The sequence below is a fragment of the Desulfotomaculum sp. 1211_IL3151 genome (assembly GCF_036763075.1).
In the GTDB taxonomy this organism is placed as follows: Bacteria; Bacillota; Desulfotomaculia; order Desulfotomaculales; family Desulfotomaculaceae; genus Desulfotomaculum.
Genome location: NZ_JBAIYV010000035.1, coordinates 200,947 through 219,053, shown reverse-complemented (window position 1 = coordinate 219,053; position 18,107 = coordinate 200,947). Strand labels below are relative to the sequence as shown.

At 42.6% G+C, this 18,107-nt stretch carries 19 protein-coding genes; 18 read left to right on the top strand and 1 reads right to left on the bottom strand.

All coding sequences use genetic code 11. The features are described from left to right. Positions 1-22 precede the first annotated feature (22 nt). From rsgA to V6C11_RS18700, 3 genes are read left to right on the top strand one after another with little or no spacing between them, the layout of a single operon-like run. The gene (gene rsgA / locus V6C11_RS09250; RefSeq protein WP_333530855.1) at positions 23-901 is read left to right on the top strand and encodes a ribosome small subunit-dependent GTPase A; all 879 of its coding nucleotides are present in this window, start codon (positions 23-25) and stop codon (positions 899-901) included. A gap of 1 nt (position 902) precedes the next feature. Then, positions 903-1,559, top strand: coding sequence for a ribulose-phosphate 3-epimerase (rpe, locus tag V6C11_RS09245; protein WP_333530854.1), 657 nt, complete (start codon positions 903-905; stop codon positions 1,557-1,559). Positions 1,560-1,595: 36 nt separating this feature from the next. Further along, positions 1,596-1,709, top strand: coding sequence for an RCKP-type rubredoxin-like domain-containing protein (locus V6C11_RS18700; RefSeq protein WP_442886059.1), 114 nt, complete (start codon positions 1,596-1,598; stop codon positions 1,707-1,709). Between the two features lie 122 nt (positions 1,710-1,831). Here the strand turns inward: V6C11_RS18700 and V6C11_RS09240 are convergent, their stop codons facing one another. Beyond that, a complete protein-coding gene (locus tag V6C11_RS09240; protein WP_333530853.1) occupies positions 1,832-2,059 on the bottom strand; it encodes a hypothetical protein in 228 nt (75 codons plus the stop codon). Positions 2,060-2,244: 185 nt separating this feature from the next. On the opposite strand from V6C11_RS09240, the gene V6C11_RS09235 reads away from it, so the two are divergent. The 15 genes from V6C11_RS09235 (at position 2,245) to V6C11_RS09165 (ending at position 18,106) form a co-directional block, all read left to right on the top strand. Next, complete coding sequence (locus V6C11_RS09235) at positions 2,245-2,886, top strand: adenylate kinase (RefSeq protein ID WP_333530852.1); 642 nt, start codon at positions 2,245-2,247, stop codon at positions 2,884-2,886. Positions 2,887-3,232: 346 nt separating this feature from the next. After that, on the top strand, positions 3,233-4,417 hold the full coding sequence (locus tag V6C11_RS09230) for an ABC transporter substrate-binding protein (RefSeq protein ID WP_333530851.1): 1,185 nt from the start codon (positions 3,233-3,235) through the stop codon (positions 4,415-4,417). Positions 4,418-4,499: 82 nt separating this feature from the next. After that, positions 4,500-5,381: a branched-chain amino acid ABC transporter permease gene (locus tag V6C11_RS09225; RefSeq protein ID WP_333530850.1), complete on the top strand. Its 882-nt coding sequence runs from the start codon at positions 4,500-4,502 to the stop codon at positions 5,379-5,381. A gap of 4 nt (positions 5,382-5,385) precedes the next feature. Next, positions 5,386-6,327, top strand: coding sequence for a branched-chain amino acid ABC transporter permease (locus V6C11_RS09220; protein WP_333530849.1), 942 nt, complete (start codon positions 5,386-5,388; stop codon positions 6,325-6,327). 13 nt (positions 6,328-6,340) lie between these two features. Further along, positions 6,341-7,108 (top strand): ABC transporter ATP-binding protein, encoded by a 768-nt coding sequence (locus tag V6C11_RS09215; protein ID WP_333530848.1) that lies wholly within the window; start codon positions 6,341-6,343, stop codon positions 7,106-7,108. Next, positions 7,108-7,812: an ABC transporter ATP-binding protein gene (locus V6C11_RS09210; protein ID WP_333530847.1), complete on the top strand. Its 705-nt coding sequence runs from the start codon at positions 7,108-7,110 to the stop codon at positions 7,810-7,812. The genes V6C11_RS09215 and V6C11_RS09210 overlap by 1 nt, the downstream gene beginning before the upstream one ends. 143 nt (positions 7,813-7,955) lie before the next feature. Further along, positions 7,956-9,701 (top strand): sigma-54 interaction domain-containing protein, encoded by a 1,746-nt coding sequence (locus tag V6C11_RS09205; protein WP_333530846.1) that lies wholly within the window; start codon positions 7,956-7,958, stop codon positions 9,699-9,701. A 181-nt stretch (positions 9,702-9,882) separates the two neighbouring features. Next, positions 9,883-11,079 carry an ABC transporter substrate-binding protein gene (locus V6C11_RS09200; RefSeq protein WP_333530845.1) on the top strand — a complete coding sequence of 399 codons (1,197 nt, stop codon included), beginning with the start codon at positions 9,883-9,885 and terminating at the stop codon, positions 11,077-11,079. An 82-nt stretch (positions 11,080-11,161) separates the two neighbouring features. Then, a complete protein-coding gene (locus V6C11_RS09195) occupies positions 11,162-12,034 on the top strand; it encodes a branched-chain amino acid ABC transporter permease (RefSeq protein WP_333530844.1) in 873 nt (290 codons plus the stop codon). Positions 12,035-12,044: 10 nt separating this feature from the next. Further along, entirely contained in the window at positions 12,045-12,968 is a 924-nt protein-coding gene (locus V6C11_RS09190; RefSeq protein WP_333530843.1) for a branched-chain amino acid ABC transporter permease, read from the top strand. A gap of 15 nt (positions 12,969-12,983) precedes the next feature. After that, positions 12,984-13,754 (top strand): ABC transporter ATP-binding protein, encoded by a 771-nt coding sequence (locus V6C11_RS09185; RefSeq protein ID WP_333530842.1) that lies wholly within the window; start codon positions 12,984-12,986, stop codon positions 13,752-13,754. Positions 13,755-13,757: 3 nt separating this feature from the next. Then, positions 13,758-14,465, top strand: a complete 708-nt coding sequence (locus tag V6C11_RS09180) for an ABC transporter ATP-binding protein (protein ID WP_333530841.1) — start codon at positions 13,758-13,760, stop codon at positions 14,463-14,465. 237 nt (positions 14,466-14,702) lie between these two features. After that, positions 14,703-16,430 (top strand): sigma 54-interacting transcriptional regulator, encoded by a 1,728-nt coding sequence (locus V6C11_RS09175; RefSeq protein ID WP_333530840.1) that lies wholly within the window; start codon positions 14,703-14,705, stop codon positions 16,428-16,430. Between the two features lie 297 nt (positions 16,431-16,727). Beyond that, positions 16,728-17,033, top strand: a complete 306-nt coding sequence (locus V6C11_RS09170) for a (2Fe-2S)-binding protein (protein WP_333530839.1) — start codon at positions 16,728-16,730, stop codon at positions 17,031-17,033. Beyond that, positions 17,030-18,106, top strand: coding sequence for an NAD(P)/FAD-dependent oxidoreductase (locus tag V6C11_RS09165; protein WP_333530838.1), 1,077 nt, complete (start codon positions 17,030-17,032; stop codon positions 18,104-18,106). Before V6C11_RS09170 ends, V6C11_RS09165 begins: the two co-directional genes overlap by 4 nt. The last annotated feature ends 1 nt before the right edge of the window (position 18,107 follow it).

Sequence of the window (18,107 nt, the reverse complement as noted above, 5' to 3'; positions counted from 1 at the left end):
CTGGATCAAGGGGAGTGTCATATTGTTCGAAGGGGTTTTAATCAAGGCCTATGGTGGTTTTTATTATGTCAAAAAAGGTGACGAGATTTGGGAATGTTCCCTGCGAGGAAAATTTCGGCTAGGTAAAGATACGCCTGCCCTCGTGGGAGACCGGGTCATGATCACACCGATCAAAGAAAATGTTGGTCGTATTGATGAAGTACTGCCAAGAAAAACAGAATTATTTAGACCAGCAGTGGCAAATATTGACCAGGCTGTTATTGTCTTTGCTGTGCAAAATCCAGAACCAAACCTAACTCTTCTCGATCGCTTTCTAGTTTTAGCAGAGACAGCCGAAATTGCACCCTTAGTATGTCTAAATAAAGGTGACCTGCTTACCGGACGCAGGGATCATGAATGGCTTCGTTTATACAAAAAAGTTGGCTACCCCACGGTTATTGCCAGTACCAAAAAAGGAGAAGGCATTGACGAGTTAAGACAGTTATTGGTGGGTAAAACATCCGTTTTTGCCGGCCCGTCAGGGGTTGGTAAGTCTAGTCTCTTAAATGCCGTGCAGCCGGGACTAGAACTAAAAACAGGAGATATCAGCCATAAATTAAAAAGAGGCAAACACACAACCCGTCATGTGGAATTATTACCTTTGAATAATGGTGGTTACGTAGTGGACAGCCCGGGTTTTTCCAGCCTGGATCTGCCCCAAGTGAATAAAGAAGATTTATGTTACTATTTTCCTGAGTTTGCTACCTTTATATCTGAATGTAAGTTTAACGGTTGTCTGCACCATCATGAGCCCCAATGTGCCATCAAGGATGCCGTAGAAAAGGGATTGATTGATAAAGAAAGATACCAAAACTACTTAGCCTTTTTATTAGAAATCCTGCAACAGGAGAGGAGATACTAGCATGATTAAACTGGCACCGTCCATACTGTCTGCAGATTTTGCTAACCTGGCTCAATCTGTTCAAGTAGTGGAGCAGGCAGGAGCAGAATATTTGCATATTGATGTGATGGATGGTCATTTTGTCCCCAATATTACGATTGGTCCACTTATCGTTAAAGCCCTAAGGCCCCATAGTAAGATGTTTTTTGATGTGCACTTGATGATAGAAAATCCAGACCGTTATGTTCCCGAATTTATTAAGGCCGGGGCTGACTTAGTCTGTGTCCATGCCGAGGCCTGCCCTCACCTGCATCGCAACATCAGCCAAATCAAGGAATTAGGAGCAAAGGTTGGTGTGGCCTTAAATCCACATACACCCTTAAGCATCCTGAAACATGTGCTGCCGATGCTGGATTTAGTTTTATTAATGACAGTAAACCCCGGTTTTGGCGGACAAAAATTTATTCCCGAGGTATTACCTAAAATTCAAAAGTTATCCCAAAAAATCCAGGACCAAGGTTTACACACAGAAATTGAAGTTGATGGAGGGGTTAATCCAGAAACAGCCCCATTAATCGCCCAGGCAGGTGCCCACGTCCTGGTAGCAGGCTCAGCCATCTTTGGCGCACCTGATCCAGCCCAAGCGGTGGCTGCTATCCGAACGGCTGCTAATTCCTAAGGCCTTAACACATACTAGAGATAGGAGGTGGTAGGGATGGCTGTTTGGAAATGTCAAAAATGCGGAGCCATTAAGGAAGGACGTTGTCGTCCTCAAAAGTGCACTTGCGGAGCAACCAAGGAAGATTATGTTAAGGAAGAAAGTAAGTAAATCATTTCACAAAAAAGGAGCCATGGGCTTATCTATTCAAAAAAAGCCCGTGGCTCATGGCCAAAAGCTACATGTTTTCCCCAAGGGCAAAGTCTTTAAAGCTGAAGGCTAAAGACTGACAGCTAATTACCCTCATTGATCATCTCAGAAACAAGTCGCAGAGTTGCCACGGTGTTGGTCAAGAGAATCTCGTAAAGCATAATCGGCAGAACATCCTGAATGGTTGCACCCACTTCTCCGTTCTGTACCTTCTTGGCCACAATATCGCCAGCCCGGTTTAGACTGTTATTAACTAAAGTAATAATCTCTTCCTGGTGTTCTTGAACAAATTTGTCAACATCTACTGTCATGGTTAACGATTTCCTCCTTTGGGGTATTCCTTATGGGTTGGCCGTGGGCCATGGCCTTATTATGGCAGAAAACTTTTCCAAGGTAAACATTTTTTGTTTTTATTGCTAAACTATATTGACCAGTTTGTGATATAATATACAATATGATTAGGACGAGCCCACTAAAATTTTCAGGAGGGATATTTGTGAATTTGTTAATTATGGGACCCCCCGGTGCCGGTAAAGGCACACAGGCAGAAGTTTTGGTAAAAGAACTAAATATTACCCATATTTCCACTGGTGATATGTTCCGTGCTGCTATTAAGGAAGGCACAGAAATGGGTAAAAAGGCTAAAGAGTATATGGATAAGGGTGCTCTGGTTCCTGATGAAGTAGTTATTGGTATGGTTAAGGATCGTCTATCTCAAGCTGACTGCAAGCAAGGCTTCTTGCTGGATGGTTTTCCCCGTACGGTAGAACAAGCCTCTGCCCTGGATGCAACTCTGCAAGACATGGGCATTAAACTTGATGCTGTGATCAATATTGAAGTTCCCCTAGAGAAATTAATGGCTCGTTTAACCGGACGTCGTGTTTGCAAAAACTGTGGTGCTTCCTACCACGTTATCTTTAATCCTCCCCAAGCAGAAGATGTCTGCAACTCCTGCAGCGGTGAGTTATATCAGCGTTCCGATGACAACGAAGAATCCGTAGGAACCCGTCTCAATGCCTATATTGAAAAAACCAAACCCTTAATCGATTATTATGATGCCAAGGGTATCTTGAAAGACATTAATGGCGATCAAGAAATCGGTGTAGTTCTTGCTGATATCATGGCTGCTGTGAAGTAGTAGACTAACTAAAAATACCGCCCCCCTAGATTGTACAAATCTTGGGGGGCATTTTTTTAGCCATTCGCCAGCCGTTTTAAAGCATATGGGATGTGCGTGCCATCGATTTAGGAACTGCTCTAAAGTGATTTGAAAACCCAAAAAGCGGCTGGCGGCTGGCAAATAGCCCTGTCAATAATTTTTTCCCAAATTGCCAAACATGCTGCAGGATTTTGCAATATCATGTTGAAATAAACAAGGCGTCGAAATTTTTAGTCAATAGTTGAATAAAAACCTAGAGGGGGTGGCTAATAACCTGACGCTTTATGTGGACAAAATGTTTTACTATTAGGCGAGGAGGATTGAAATGAAAAAATTCCGTATTTTTGCTATCCTAACAATGATCACATTGTTGACAGCATTCGTAACCGGATGCGGCGGCGGTGCTACAGAAGAAAAGAAAGCTGCAGATGCAACAGAAATTATTATTGGTGGTAACTTAGAACTTAGCGGAGCGGTGGCTACATATGGCACTGCCCTAAAAAATGGTGCCGAGCTGTATTTTGATGAAGTTAACGCAGGTGAAGGCGTTCTTGGCAAGCAAATTAAATTTAAAGTATTAGACAATAAGTCCGAAACCACAGAATCTACGAACGTTGCTACTCGGTTAATCACCCAGGATAAAGCAGTGGCAATTTTTGGTGCTGCTACTTCTGGTAATACAATGGGTGCTATGCAAGTAGCCATGGATAACAAAGTTCCTATTATTACTCCCTCTGGTACTGCCCTGGAAGTTACAGTAGATCCCAATACCAACCAGGTACGTGATTATGTTTTCCGTACTTGTTTTATCGATCCTTTCCAAGGTATTGTCATGTCAAACTTTGCTAGCAATGAGCTTAAAGCAAAGACAGCCGTTATTTATGTCGACAACCAGTCTCCTTACGCTAAAGGATTGGCTCAATTCTTTGAGGAAGCCTTTGTTAAACAGGGTGGCAAAATTATAGGTAAAGAAGCTTTTGTTCCAGAAGATCAAGACTTCAAAGCGACCCTAACGAAGATTAAGAATTTAAATCCAGACGTAATTTATCTTCCGGCATATTATGAAGCTGTAGGAAAAATTGTTAAACAAGCAAGAGAAATTGGTTTTACTGCTCCCTTTTTAGGTGCTGATGGTTGGGATTCTCCTAAACTTGTCGAAATAGCTGGAGCAAACCCCCTTAATGGCACTTATTTTACCAACCATTATTCTTCACAACAGGATGATCCGATCGTTAAAGAATTTGTAGAGAAATATCAAGCAAAATATGGACAAATTCCCGACACATTTGCAGCCCTTGGGTATGACACAGCCATTTTGTTAGTGGATGCTATTAAACGTTCTGGCGACGCCACACCTGAAAAAATTAATGAAGCTCTGGCAGCCACGAAGGATCTGCAGACCGTTACCGGTAAACTCTCCGTTGACGAGCAGCATAACCCAGTTAAAGGTGCTGTTATTTTAGAAATGAAAGATGGTAAGCAGGTTTATAATACCTATGTAACCCCATAGTCACGGGTAATTTCAATTAAGTAATGAGGGAGTCCTCGCTCCCTCATTATTTTTCTAAAACAACTGATAGGGGTGGCCTGTTATGGATGTATTTTTTCAACAACTAATTAACGGTATATCCCTGGGCAGTATCTATGCACTTATTGCCTTGGGCTATACGATGGTTTATGGCATCGTTCAATTAATTAACTTCGCTCATGGTGATGTATACATGGTTGGAGCGTATATCGGATTTTATACTACAGCCATCCTAGGTTGGTCATTTGTACCTGCTCTTTTAATGGCAATGATAATTTGTGCTGTCGTCGGTGTTATCATTGAAAAACTGGCCTACAAACCTTTGCGAAACGCTCCTCGGCTGGCTGCTTTAATTACGGCTATTGGTGTTTCTTTATTATTAGAATATGGCATGATGTTTTTTGTTTCTCCCCAGGTTCGTACTTTTCCTAATGTTTTACCAGATATTCAATATACCCTTTTTAATAGTGTAGTTATCTCTAATCGCCAAATTCTTATTTTAGTAGTTACAGTCTTTTTAATGCTGCTTCTGCAATTTATTGTACATAAAACAATGATTGGCAAAGCAATGCGTGCAGTGTCCTATGATAAACAGGCTGCTCAATTAATGGGAATAAACGTCAATAACACCATTTCAGCAACATTTGCCATTGGTTCGGCATTGGCTGCAGCTGCAGGTGTTCTTGTAGGAATTTACTATAATGCGATTAGCCCATTAATGGGTCTTATGCCTGGGTTAAAAGCCTTTGTAGCTGCTGTTCTTGGAGGCATAGGCATCATCCCGGGGGCCATGGCGGGCGGCTTCTTATTAGGTATTATTGAGGCGATGGTTAGTGGTTATGGACAATCTCTGTTCCGTGATCCGGTTGCCTTTTTAATTCTCATCATCTTCTTAATTGTTAAGCCCACTGGGATCTTTGGCAAGAATGTCCGGGAGAAAGTGTAGGTGAATGTCAATGCTTCAGAACAACAAAGGCAAAATACTAGTAACATTTTTAATTCTGATGGCCTTTTGGTTATCTGTGCAGTTATTGCTTAGTTCCGGTATGATCAACCCTTACTATGAATTAAATCTAATCTTGATCGGTATTAACATCATCTTAGCAGTAAGTTTAAACTTAATTAATGGTTTTAATGGTCAGTTTTCACTTGGCCACGCCGGTTTTATGGCCATAGGTGCTTATGGTGCTGCCATAATTACCCTTAAGGCTCAACTTCCTTTGCCTGCTGCCCTTTTATTTGGAGCTGTATTGGCTGCAATATTTGGCATCTTGGTAGGTTTGCCAACATTACGTCTAAGGGGTGACTATTTGGCCATTGCCACCCTTGGATTTGGTGAAATCATTCGCGGCCTTATCGTTAATATAGATTACATCGGAGGAGCCTACGGACTTTCAGGTATTCCTAAAACAGTAAGTTGGACCTGGATTTTTTGGTTAACCGTTTTGACCGTAGTTATCATTACCAACTTTATTAATTCAACACATGGTAGAGCAACGATATCCATTCGCGAAAATGAAATTGCGGCGGAGGCCATGGGTATTAATACAACTAAATATAAGGTTATGGCCTTTACCATTGGATCATTTTTTGCAGGTCTTGCCGGTGGCTTACATGCACACTTTTTTTATACCATCCAACCAAACACCTTCAATTTCCTCAAATCCTTTGATATTCTAGTGATGGTCGTTTTAGGAGGTCAAGGTAGTATAACAGGTTCCATTATAGCAGCCATCGTTTTAACAATAATATCTGCTTCGCTGCAGAGTTTCGCCGAAGTACGTTTGGTTATCTACGCTTTACTGTTAATTATTATCATGATCTTTAGACCACAGGGGTTAATGGGCACAAAGGAATTTTCATTAAACATCTTTGGCAAAACGAAAGATTAGGAGGGAAAACAACATGGAACTTCTATCGGTTAATAATCTGTCCATATCTTTCGGAGGTTTACGGGCTGTTTCAGAGCTGAATATCCAAATAAATAAAAATGAATTAGCCGGTTTAATAGGCCCAAACGGGGCCGGGAAAACCACTGTTTTTAATATGCTAACAGGGGTATATTTGCCTACTTCGGGAGATATTCAATTTGAAAATAAGAGTTTGGTTGGGCTCAAGCCATATAATATTAATCAACGGGGTATTGCCAGAACCTTTCAGAATATACGTCTCTTTAGTGATTTAACGGTTATTGATAATCTAAAAATTGCCTATCATAACCATGCTCAATATGGGCTGTTGTCTGCCATTTGCCGCTTACCCGGGTTTTATGCGGGCGAAAAGGAAATGCATGAAAAATCCATGGAAATTCTAAAAATATTTAATCTTGCTGATAAAAGTAATGAATTGGCAAAAAACCTTCCTTATGGAGAACAAAGACGCCTGGAGATTGCCAGAGCCATGGCTACCCAGCCACGCTTGCTTCTTTTGGACGAGCCTGCCGCAGGGATGAACCCCCAGGAAACCCATGAATTAATGGAATTAATAAGATGGATTCGTGAAGAATTTAACCTGACAATATTATTAATCGAACATGATATGTCTTTAGTAATGGGAGTATGTGAAAATATATTTGTTCTAGAGTATGGTCAACTTATTGCTGAGGGTACACCAGACGAGATCAAAAATAATCCTAGAGTTATTGAAGCATACCTGGGAGAGGAGGCCTCCTAATGTTAAAACTTGAAGATATTCATGTATATTATGGAGCAATTCATGCAATCAAAGGTATTTCATTGGAGGTTCCCAAAGGTAAGATTGTTACTCTTATCGGAGCGAATGGTGCAGGAAAAACAACAACACTTAACACCATCTGCGGCCTAATAAAACCACAAAAAGGTAAGATACGATTCGAAGGCAACGATATTACAGGCGTAGCAACCCAAGATATTGTCAAGAAGGGTTTAACTCAGGTGCCAGAGGGAAGGCGGATATTTGCGAATATGCCTGTTTATGAAAACCTCGAATTAGGTGCCTTTTTAAACAAGAATAAAAAAGAAGCGGCCAAGGATTTGCAAAAGGTTTACACAAAGTTCCCCAGACTGGCTGAGAGGAAAAATCAGATGGCCGGTAGCTTATCCGGAGGGGAACAACAAATGTTAGCCATGGGTCGGGCTTTAATGTCAAAACCCAAACTTCTTTTGCTGGATGAACCGTCGATGGGTTTAGCACCTATTTTGGTTAAAGAAATATTTACAATGATTAAGGAATTAAACGAGCAGGGAACAACCATTTTATTGGTGGAACAAAATGCTAAAATGGCATTATCCATTGCCCACTGGGGTTATGTTGTGGAAACTGGTAAAATCGTTCTTGCTGGTGAGGCCAATGAACTTCTGGAATCCCCCGAAGTAAAAAAGGCTTACCTCGGTGGGTAACCGACGAGGATTTTAGCTGTCGGCAAGTTGTACAAATTTCTCATTTAATTTTTTATAACATTCTTATTTTCGCAGGAATTATTACGGATAGTGTTGAATATTTAAACTAATGATAAATAATTATAACCTGGATGTGATGGGCTATGGGGAGATATCATCAATTTTACCCAGAGGCCAGGGATTTGCCCAGTTTACCTGTCCAGGAAGTTGACGGGACAATTTCTGTTAGAGAAGGACAGAGGTTGCTGGAATCTGGCCTGTTGGGTGGCTTGTTGCTGCAGAAAAATGATCAGTATTTTATTATATTACACTCAGATATATCTAGCATGGGAGAAGAGACTCTAGGTGCTTGTGCCTGGAGAATTGCTCTTTTTATTCCAGAGCACTGCACAGTGGAAGAATTATTTAAACAATGGGTGAAGGACCCCACAGCGATACCCGTTATAAATAATAGGACGGATAAGTCAGTGGCTATATTAGACCCCTTATTGGTAGCCAATAAAATATTTTCTGAATTTACCAACCTAAGAGGGTTTTTGGAAACTGTATTGTGCCAAGTGAATGAAAGTATCTGCGGCATTGACAAAGGACACCGGGTAGTAATTTGGAACCCTAAGGCTGAGCAACTATACAATGTCAAGGCCGAAAACATTCTTAATGAGCGTATCGAAGATTATTTTTCTAATTTACGCGTTAGCAGTTGTATGCATGAGAGAAAAGAGGTTAAAGGACATTATCATCAACCCTGTGATGGTGCACATGTACTAATTAACTCGGCACCGGTCCTTGTGGCAGACAATGTTGTCGGAGGCATATCCGTTGAAAAGGATATTACCGAATTAGTACAACTGAACCAAGAATTAAATAAAGCCAGCTCACAGGTTAAACTCCTGGAACAAGAAATAAGAAAAATTTCCGGGCAGGATTGCGCTTTTCGTAAATTAATTGGCAGAAGCGAAGCAATACAAAACCTCACAATCTTTGCTAAAAAAATAAGCTTTACCGATGCAACCGTCTTACTTAGGGGTGAAAGTGGTACTGGTAAAGAATTACTGGCCAGAGCGATTCATCAAAACAGTCCCAGGCATCTTAATCCATTTATTGTCGTTAATTGCGGAGCTATCCCAGGAAATCTTTTTGAAAGTGAACTATTTGGCTACGAAAGTGGTGCCTTTACGGGGGCTGACCGCAAGGGTAAACCTGGCATGTTTGAATTGGCCAACGGCGGCACGCTTTTCTTGGATGAAGTAGGCGAAATGCCCATCGACATGCAAGCAAAACTCTTGAGAGTATTGCAAGAGAGCACCTACTATCGGGTGGGAGGGTCACAACCGGTACAGGTCAATGTAAGAGTGCTGGCAGCAACCCATCGTAATTTAGAAGATATGATCAATCGCCGCCAATTTAGAGAGGATTTATACTATAGGCTAAACGTTGTTTCCTTGGAAATACCACCCCTGAGGGATCGGAAGGAGGACATACCGGAACTTGTCCACCTTTTTATGCAGGAGTTTTGCCATAAGTATGACAAAACCATCAAAAAAATTGAACCTGCCGTAATGACATCCTTTTTGGATTATACCTGGCCAGGCAACGTCAGGGAATTAAAGAATGCAGTGGAAAGACTCGTGGTTTTGACAGATGGTGATATCATTGATGAAGCCTCTCTGCCAGAGAATTTAAGAAGGAATACCTATATTTCCTTAGTTACAAGTACGGTGTCACAAGGTAAACTAATGAATGTAGCCATTGAAGCTGAGAAGCAGCTTATCTTAAAAACCCTACAACAGGTAAAGGGCAACCGCTCAGAAGCGGCCAGAGTTTTGGGTATTCCAAGAAGTACGTTATATTACAAGCTTCGACAACTGGGTATTCCAGCTAAGGTTTAATAATGAAATACGGAGGTGAGGACGGGGTAGCCATTAGCTATTAGCCGTTAGCTCTTAGTATTAGCTAAAAGCTAAAAGCTAAAGGCTAATGGCTAACAGAACGCCTGCGGTATTTCATCAGGTCTTGACAAGCAAGGGGCAGGTAAAATGATACTATTGAACAGAGGAGAGGAATAGAGAGATGAAAAAGAATAAGCTATGGAAGGTTATGTCATTAATGTTAGTTCTTTCCCTGGTGCTCGTCGGCTGTGGCGGCGGTGGGGGAGAGAAAAAGGCTGCTGAAGGAGATAAGCCTGCTGCTGGTGGAGATACCATTAAGATTGGTTTTCTAGGTGCTAAAACCGGTGGACATGCTGCCTTTGGTATACCTACCCTGGAAGGTATGAAGATGGCAGCGGCAGATGTTAATAACGCTGGCGGTATCTTGGGTAAAAAGATTGAAATTATCGAAGAAGACCATGGCAGCAAAAACTCCGAAGGTGCCAACGTAACTCAAAAAATGATTACCAGAGACAATGTTGTGGCCATCGTTGGGGATCCAACCACTGCCATTACTAAAATTGCTGCACCAATTGCCCAGGATAAAAAGGTTGTTTTACTTTCTGCAGGTGCTGTAGGTACTGGCGTAGTTGAAATCGGTGACTACATTTTCCGTGATACCTTACTGGATGCAGTGGCTGCTCCTGCAGTTACCCAATATGTAAAGGAAAAATTGGGTTGGCAAAAGGTCGCGGTTGTTACTTCTATGAATAACGACTATAGCGTAGGTTTATCCAAGCTGTTTAAAGCAGCACTGGTTGAAAACGGTATTGAGATTATCGTAGAACAAAGTATTCAAGATGGAGATCAAAACTTTAGTGCACAGGTTACTACCATTAAAGAAAAAAATCCGGATGGCATTATTTTCACTGGCTATTATACCGAGGGTGGCCTCTTTATGAAAGAGGTTCGTAAACAAGGTATCAAAGCATTTATGGTAGGCGGCGATGGTCTGCTTGGCGATGTTCTTATGAAGATGGGCGGCGAAGCCGTTGAAGGAAGCATGGTCTATTGTGGTTTTGCTGCTGATGAAAACAAAGCGGGAGAGAAAACCAAGAAGTTTATCGAAGCATATAAAGCAGGCAACAATGGTGCACTGCCAGATATGTTTGCAGCCCAGGGTTATGATGCTGTGATGTTATTAGCAGACGCCATAAAAGCTGCCAATAGTGATGCACCTGAAACATTCCGCAGCGAATTGGCTAAAACCAAGGATTGGGAAGGTGTTTCCGGAACAATAACCTTCCAGGAAAACCGTGAGCCAATTAAGAGCCCAGTTTATTTGTTGGAAGTAAAAGAAGGCAAGTTTGCTGTTAAGGATATCGTCGATATTAAATAAAATTTGCGCAAAGATAGTTGCAGCCATTGCTTCATGGCAATGGCTGCAAACCTGTTAATACCCCGCAGGAAGGGATGATTCTATGCTTGGACAACAACTGCTTAACGGCTTAACACTGGGTGCAACCTATGCACTGATCGCACTGGGTTATACGATGGTATATGGTATTATTCAATTAATTAATTTTGCTCACGGAGAAATATATATGGTAGGTGCCTTTGTCGGGGTGTTGATGGTCACCGTTTTTAAACAGGGGTTGGTAGTGTCTTTAGTTGCTGCCATGCTTACCTGCATGATTATTGGTGTATCCATAGAGAGAATTGCCTATCGACCACTGCGTGGATCAACGAGGTTATCACCGTTAATTTCAGCCATTGGTGTTTCTATTTTTTTACAGACCCTAATGACCAAGGTTCAAGGACCTCAGCCAGTGGGGTTTCCTCATGTTATTGAAGATGCCATCTATAAGTTTGGTTCCCTGGAAATTACCAAGGTGCAAATCCTTATTCTGGTTGTGGCCAGTTTATTGATGGCGGGACTAACCTTTATTGTAAAATATGTAAAAATCGGTAAAGCCATGCGGGCAGCTTCGGAAGATTATGATGCAGCATCCCTCATGGGTATTAACGTTAATCGAGTTATTTCCTTTACCTTTGCCATTGGTTCATCGCTGGCTGCAGCCGGTGGTGTGTTGGTGGGCATCTACTTTAATTCGGTATCCCCATTGATGGGGGTTTCTGCAGGATTAAAGGCTTTTTGTGCTGCCGTTTTAGGTGGCATTGGCAGTATCCCTGGTGCTATGCTGGGTGGTATCTTTTTAGGAGTTGCCGAAACCCTTGGTATTGCCGGCGGGTTTGATCTATATAAAGACGCCATTGCCTTTACCTTATTGATTGTGGTGTTACTTTTCCGGCCCACTGGTTTGCTGGGGCGTCCAATCCAGAGGAAAGTGTAGGTAACTTAGCATGGATACTATTTTTAACATTTTATTAAATGACAGTATTTTTAAGGCGTTTTTAAATGACTATTATATTCAGGTCCTAACAATGCTGGGTATATACCTGATCGGCTCCCTCGGATTAAATTTAATTACTGGGGTAACAGGTCAGTTATCCTTCGGTCATGCGGCATTTTTAAGTATTGGGGCTTATGCATCGGCAATTACCAGTCTTAAATTAGGCATGCCTTTTCCCATCGCTATTCTTGCCGGAGGAGTTATGGCCAGTATATGGGGTATCTTGTTGGGTTTTCCTACCCTCAGATTAAGTGGTGATTATTTAGGAATTGCTACTTTAGGATTTGGTGAAATTGTGCGGGTTGTTTTTCTTAATTTAAGTATTACTGGTGGGGCACTTGGTATGGCCGGGATTCCTCGTAATTCCAGTCTCACTCTGGTGATTTTTGTTGTGTTTTTTACAATTTGGGCCATGTATCGCTTGGAAAATTCTCGCTTTGGCCGTGCTTTAGTAGCAATTCGTGAAGATGAGATTGCTGCAGAGGCCATGGGCGTTAACATTACTAATTCAAAAATTGTTGCCTTTGCTTTAGGTACATTTTTTGCCGGGGTAAGTGGTGGACTGTATGCTCACCTCTTAACCTATCTAAATCCATCGGATTTTGGTTTTCTTAAATCCTTTGAATTCCTAACCTTCGTGGTATTGGGGGGATTAGGAAGTATTCCTGGCGTTATTTTAGGTACCAGTATCCTGACTCTGGCACCTGAGTTTCTCCGATTTATTGCTGATTATCGGATGATGGTGTATGGATTATTGATGGTATTTATGATGATTGTTCGACCCAGAGGTTTGCTGGGCGGTGTTAGGTTAAGCAGGGTTTTTAAAAAGAAGCTTTCCCAACGAGATAAAGCTTCAGCCACCGGCGCTAACTAACGGAGGTAAAAGCACATGTCAAAAATATTACTGGAACTTAGAGATGTCACCATTCGTTTTGGCGGTCTTACTGCCGTTGATAATGTAAGTATAAAGATTGAGCAGGGTAAAATTCGTGCCCTCATTGGACCCAATGGAGCCGGTAAAAGTACCATATTCAACCTAATAACCGGTATTTATCCGCCAACCGAAGGGGAAATAACCTTTCAAAATATTAAAGTAAGTGGTCTAAAACCACACACCATTACTGAAATGGGTATCGCTCGGACTTTTCAAAATATCAGGCTGTTTGGTGAAATGACTGTCCTAGAAAACGTCAAAATTGGCCAACATTGTCGAACGAGGGCTGGCTTTCTGTCAGCCATTTTAAGAGGTCCCAGGGTTAAAAAGGAAGAAAAGGCCATTACAGAAGCATCGATGGAAGCCTTAAAACTAATGGAACTTGATCATAAAGCAGATGAATTAGCAAAAAACTTACCCTATGGAGAGCAACGTCGTTTAGAAATTGCCAGGGCCATGGCCACCAATCCCAAACTTATTTTGCTGGATGAACCTGCTGCTGGTATGAATCCCCAGGAAAAAATGACTTTAATGAACATGATCAGAAAAATTCAAGATAAGGGCCTGACCATTTTTTTGGTTGAACACGACATGAAGTTTGTTATGAGTTTATCTGATCGTATCGCTGTTTTAGATTATGGCAGAAAAATTTCTGCCGGAACTCCAGCAGAAATCCAACATGATCCCGCAGTTATTGCAGCCTATTTGGGAAAGGAAGTGGTCTAGCCCATGCTGCTGGAATTAAATGACCTGCATGTTTCCTACGGGGCTATTCGAGCACTTAAGGGGATTTCTTGTCAAGTGGCAGAAGGACAAATTGTAGCCCTAATTGGGGCTAACGGTGCAGGAAAGACAACAACTCTGCGCACAATTTCTGGCTTAATTCGCCCTCAGTTGGGTACCATTACCTATAAAGGGCAGCCGATTACCAAAATGCCTCCCCATCAAATCGTCTCCCTAGGTATTTGCCAAGTACCAGAAGGACGGCGGGTTTTTACTCGCATGACGGTGATGGAAAATTTAGAGATGGGTGCTTATATACGTAAGGACAAAGTCGGCGTGAAGGAAGATATAAAAAAGGTTTTTGAACGCTTTCCCCGTCTGGAAGAACGTAAAAACCAACTGTCTGGGACACTCTCTGGTGGAGAACAACAAATGTTAGCCATGGGTCGGGCCTTGATGTCACGCCCCCAGGTACTATTAATGGACGAACCTTCTATGGGTTTAGCACCGATGCTGGTTCGAGAAATATTTTCCATCATTAAAGAAATCAATCAAACTGGCACAACCATACTATTGGTTGAGCAAAATGCCCACATGGCCTTATCGATATCCCATCGGGCCTATGTACTGGAAACCGGAGAAATCGTCCTATCCGGTCCTGCAGCAGATTTAGCGAATAACCCTGAGGTGCAGAAGGCTTACTTGGGGGAATAAAATAAGCCATCCGTCGTCAGCCATCAGCTAAAAAACCAAGGCCTATGGCCTTGGTGCTTTAATGTCATCCTAAGCGGTGGCGAAGGAAGCCTTCCAAAGGATCGAAAAGATCCTTCGCTGTTGTTCAGGATGACAGGTGATGCTTCAAAGCCCACGGCTCATGGTCCACGGCCGGTTAAGGCCTCCAACGCCAGGATCGACTAATAGTTAAGCTGACGGCTTAAATGGGGTGATATAATGCATAAAGGCTTTTTGACAGTGAAAGAAATGCTATACAAGGAACTTTTGTCCGTTACTCCAGATGAAACCATCGGTCAAATACGAGAAAAGGGTATACCGGGGCGTCCCATTGTTCTGGTGAAAGATGGAGAAAAATTGGTTGGTATTTTGCTTTGGAGAGATGCCATTAACCGTAAATTGGATACTGATTTACAGGTAAAACAGGTAATGAGAAGGGATTTTTCGACCCTCGATGAAGAGGATCTTGATCGGGAAATTTTAGCCTTTTTACCGGAACTTCGTTATCATGCCCTCGTGTGCCGTGATAATTATAGAAAAATTCTTGGAGTATTATCCTATGATCAGGTATTCCATGACCTTGCCCTAAGGGTTTGTGAAACCGAAGCCCGTATAAATGCTGTGGTAGAGACTGTGGATGAAGCCATCTGCATTGTAAATCAAGATGATATCGTAATCACCTGGAATAGCAGGGCAGAAGAACTATATGCCATCAAAGCCCAGGATATTATTGGCAAGTCTGTCCATAGCTTTTTTACGAATCTGGTAGTAACCAGGGTTAATAAAGAATGGCAGGAGATACGTTCTCTGCCGCACCAACCAGTTGAAGGTACCCACGTTTTAGTCAATGCTGCACCAGTAAGGTTGGGGCCGAAGGTAATTGGTGGTGTTACGGTAGAAAAAGATATTACGGAAATCGTGCAATTAAATAATAAATTAAATCAGGCAAGTTCCCAAGTTCAGCGGTTGGAAAAAGAGATTGATAAATTTGCCACGGATCGAAACCCCTTTGCTACCATCAAGGGTCACCATAAAAGGCTCATTGATCTAATCAATGTTGCAAGAAAAGCCGCTTTAACCAGTGCTGTGGTGCTCCTGCGCGGCGAGAGTGGAACAGGCAAAGAGTTATTTGCCAAAGCCATTCATGAGGCGAGCCATCGGACGGGAAAAAATTTCTGTGTCATAAATTGTGCAGCAATTCCACCTAGTCTTTTCGAAAGCGAAATGTTTGGCTACGAAAGCGGTGCCTTTACTGGTGCTGACAAAAAGGGAAAAGCCGGTGTGTTTGAAACGGCCAACGGCGGGACACTTTTTCTGGATGAAATTGGTGAACTGCCCTTGGACATGCAGGTAAAACTCCTCCGCGTACTTCAGGATGGTGTCTTTTTTAGAGTTGGCGGTTCCGCACCAATTAAGGTGGATGTAAGAATTATCGCCGCCACCAACCGTTTACTGGAGGATATGATGGCCAAGGGAACCTTCCGGGAGGACCTTTATTATCGTCTTAATGTTGTATCCCTGGAGATACCACCCCTGCGGGAGAGAAGGGAAGACATCCCGGAATTAGTTTACTTATTCCTGCAAGAATTCAGCCAGCTCTATCATAAACAAATTTCCAAACTGGAGCCAGGTGTTATGGCTACCCTCTTAGCTTATCCCTGGCCTGGTAACATTCGGCAGCTTAAAAATGTGATCGAGCGTATGGTTATTCTCACGGAAGGTGATACCGTCTCCGAGAAATCTATTCCCGACTCTTTAAAAACAGGTAACTTACAGGAGCAAGTAACGGCGACCACAGGCCTAGCCTCCGTTACAGAACAGACTGAAAGGGAACTTATCATACGTACCTTAAAGCAGGTAAATGGCAATCGTTCAGAGGCTGCCCGCATGTTAGGTATTCCCAGAAGCACCCTTTACTATAAAATGCATCAACTGGGAATTATGTAAGTCCTAACTGTCCAAACACATGTGTCAGGATAGTCATTAAATGTACAGCAAATTATACAACTTGTTTCCTTGCTAAAAAGAACGCGTCAATGACGCGTTCTTTTTTTTCTGGCGGTTAGCTAAAAACTTTAAGCATAACAGGCAGAAAAAGCCCAAGGTCCAAGGCTTCAAGGCCCTGTTTTAAGCTGTTCGGATAAAGGCTAATGGCTGATAGCCAAAAAACTGTACACCCCGGAGGGAAGATTGTCCATTCGGCACGAAATTTGCAAGAATATTCTTTATGAGGAGGTATCGCCCATGAGAATTGAAAAACATCCCATACTTGACTTTAAAGCCGGCGAAAAGGTTACCTTTACTTTCGATGGCAAAGAATTGGAAGGATATGAAGGAGAGTCCATAGCCTCGGCCCTGCACGCGGCAGGGGTGAGAATCATGCGTGAAAGCGGGCATTTACATCGGCCTAGGGGCTTGTTTTGTAATATAGGAAATTGTTCCTCTTGCTTAATGATTGTAAATGACGAACCCAATGTCCGTGTTTGTATAGAAAAATTGCAAGCGGGGATGATCGTCGAGACCCAGAAGGGGAAAGGGGAATTGAAGTGAAACAATCCGAAATTGTCATTGTGGGCGGTGGTCCCGCAGGTTTAGCTGCAGCAACTCAGGCAGCTCGGGCCGGGGCAGAGGTTATTTTAATAGACCGTAACGATTATTTAGGTGGTCAACTCATCAAACAAACACACCGTTTCTTTGGCTCCAAAGAGCAAAGGGCTTCGGAACGGGGAATTAATATTGCCCGGGATCTCAGTGACCAGGTAAAGGGAACTGCCAATATTCAAGTGATGACCGAAGCAACCGCTCTGGGCTATTATGAGGACGGAGTGCTGCTGGTGGAACAACATCATAAAATAATTGCCATTAAACCTAAAAAACTCATCATCGCCACGGGTGGGGCAGAAAAGACCTTGCTCTTTCCCAATAACGATTTGCCAGGGGTATATGGTGCCGGAGCGGTGCAAACCCTGGTCAATGTTTTTGGCGTAAAACCTGGTCATCGAGTTCTTATGGTTGGAGCAGGCAATATTGGCGTTATCGTAAGTTATCAATTGCTTCAGGCAGGCATTGAAGTAGCCGCCATTATTGAAGGTGCGCCAAAGATTGGTGCCTATTGGGTACATGCAGCAAAGGTGGTGCGAGCAGGTATCCCCATCCTAACTAGTCATACCATTTTAAAAGCCTACGGTGAAAGGGAAGTCTGTGGTGCAAAGGTTGCTCAAATTGATGAAAATTGGCAACCCATGGCTGGCACAGAAAAGGACATCGATGCGGATGTTATATGCTTATCAGTGGGACTAACCCCTATGACCGAATTGCTCTGGCAAGCTGGCTGCAGGATGGTCTATGTCCCAGCATTGGGTGGCAATGTCCCTTTGCGTAATGAGCAATTGGAAACCTCCGTGCCTGGTATTTATGTGGCTGGTGACGTGTCAGGTATTGAAGAAGCCTCCGCGGCCATGATGGAAGGTGCCTTGGCCGGCTTAAATGCCGCTGAAAGTCTTGGTTATGGCAATGAAGCCTTACAACTGGACAAAATTAACTTCCTGAAACAACTGGCTGGTTTGCGTTCCGGTTCAGTGGGTGAAAAAATCCGCAGTGGATTAGCCCGGGTATCTCTTTAAT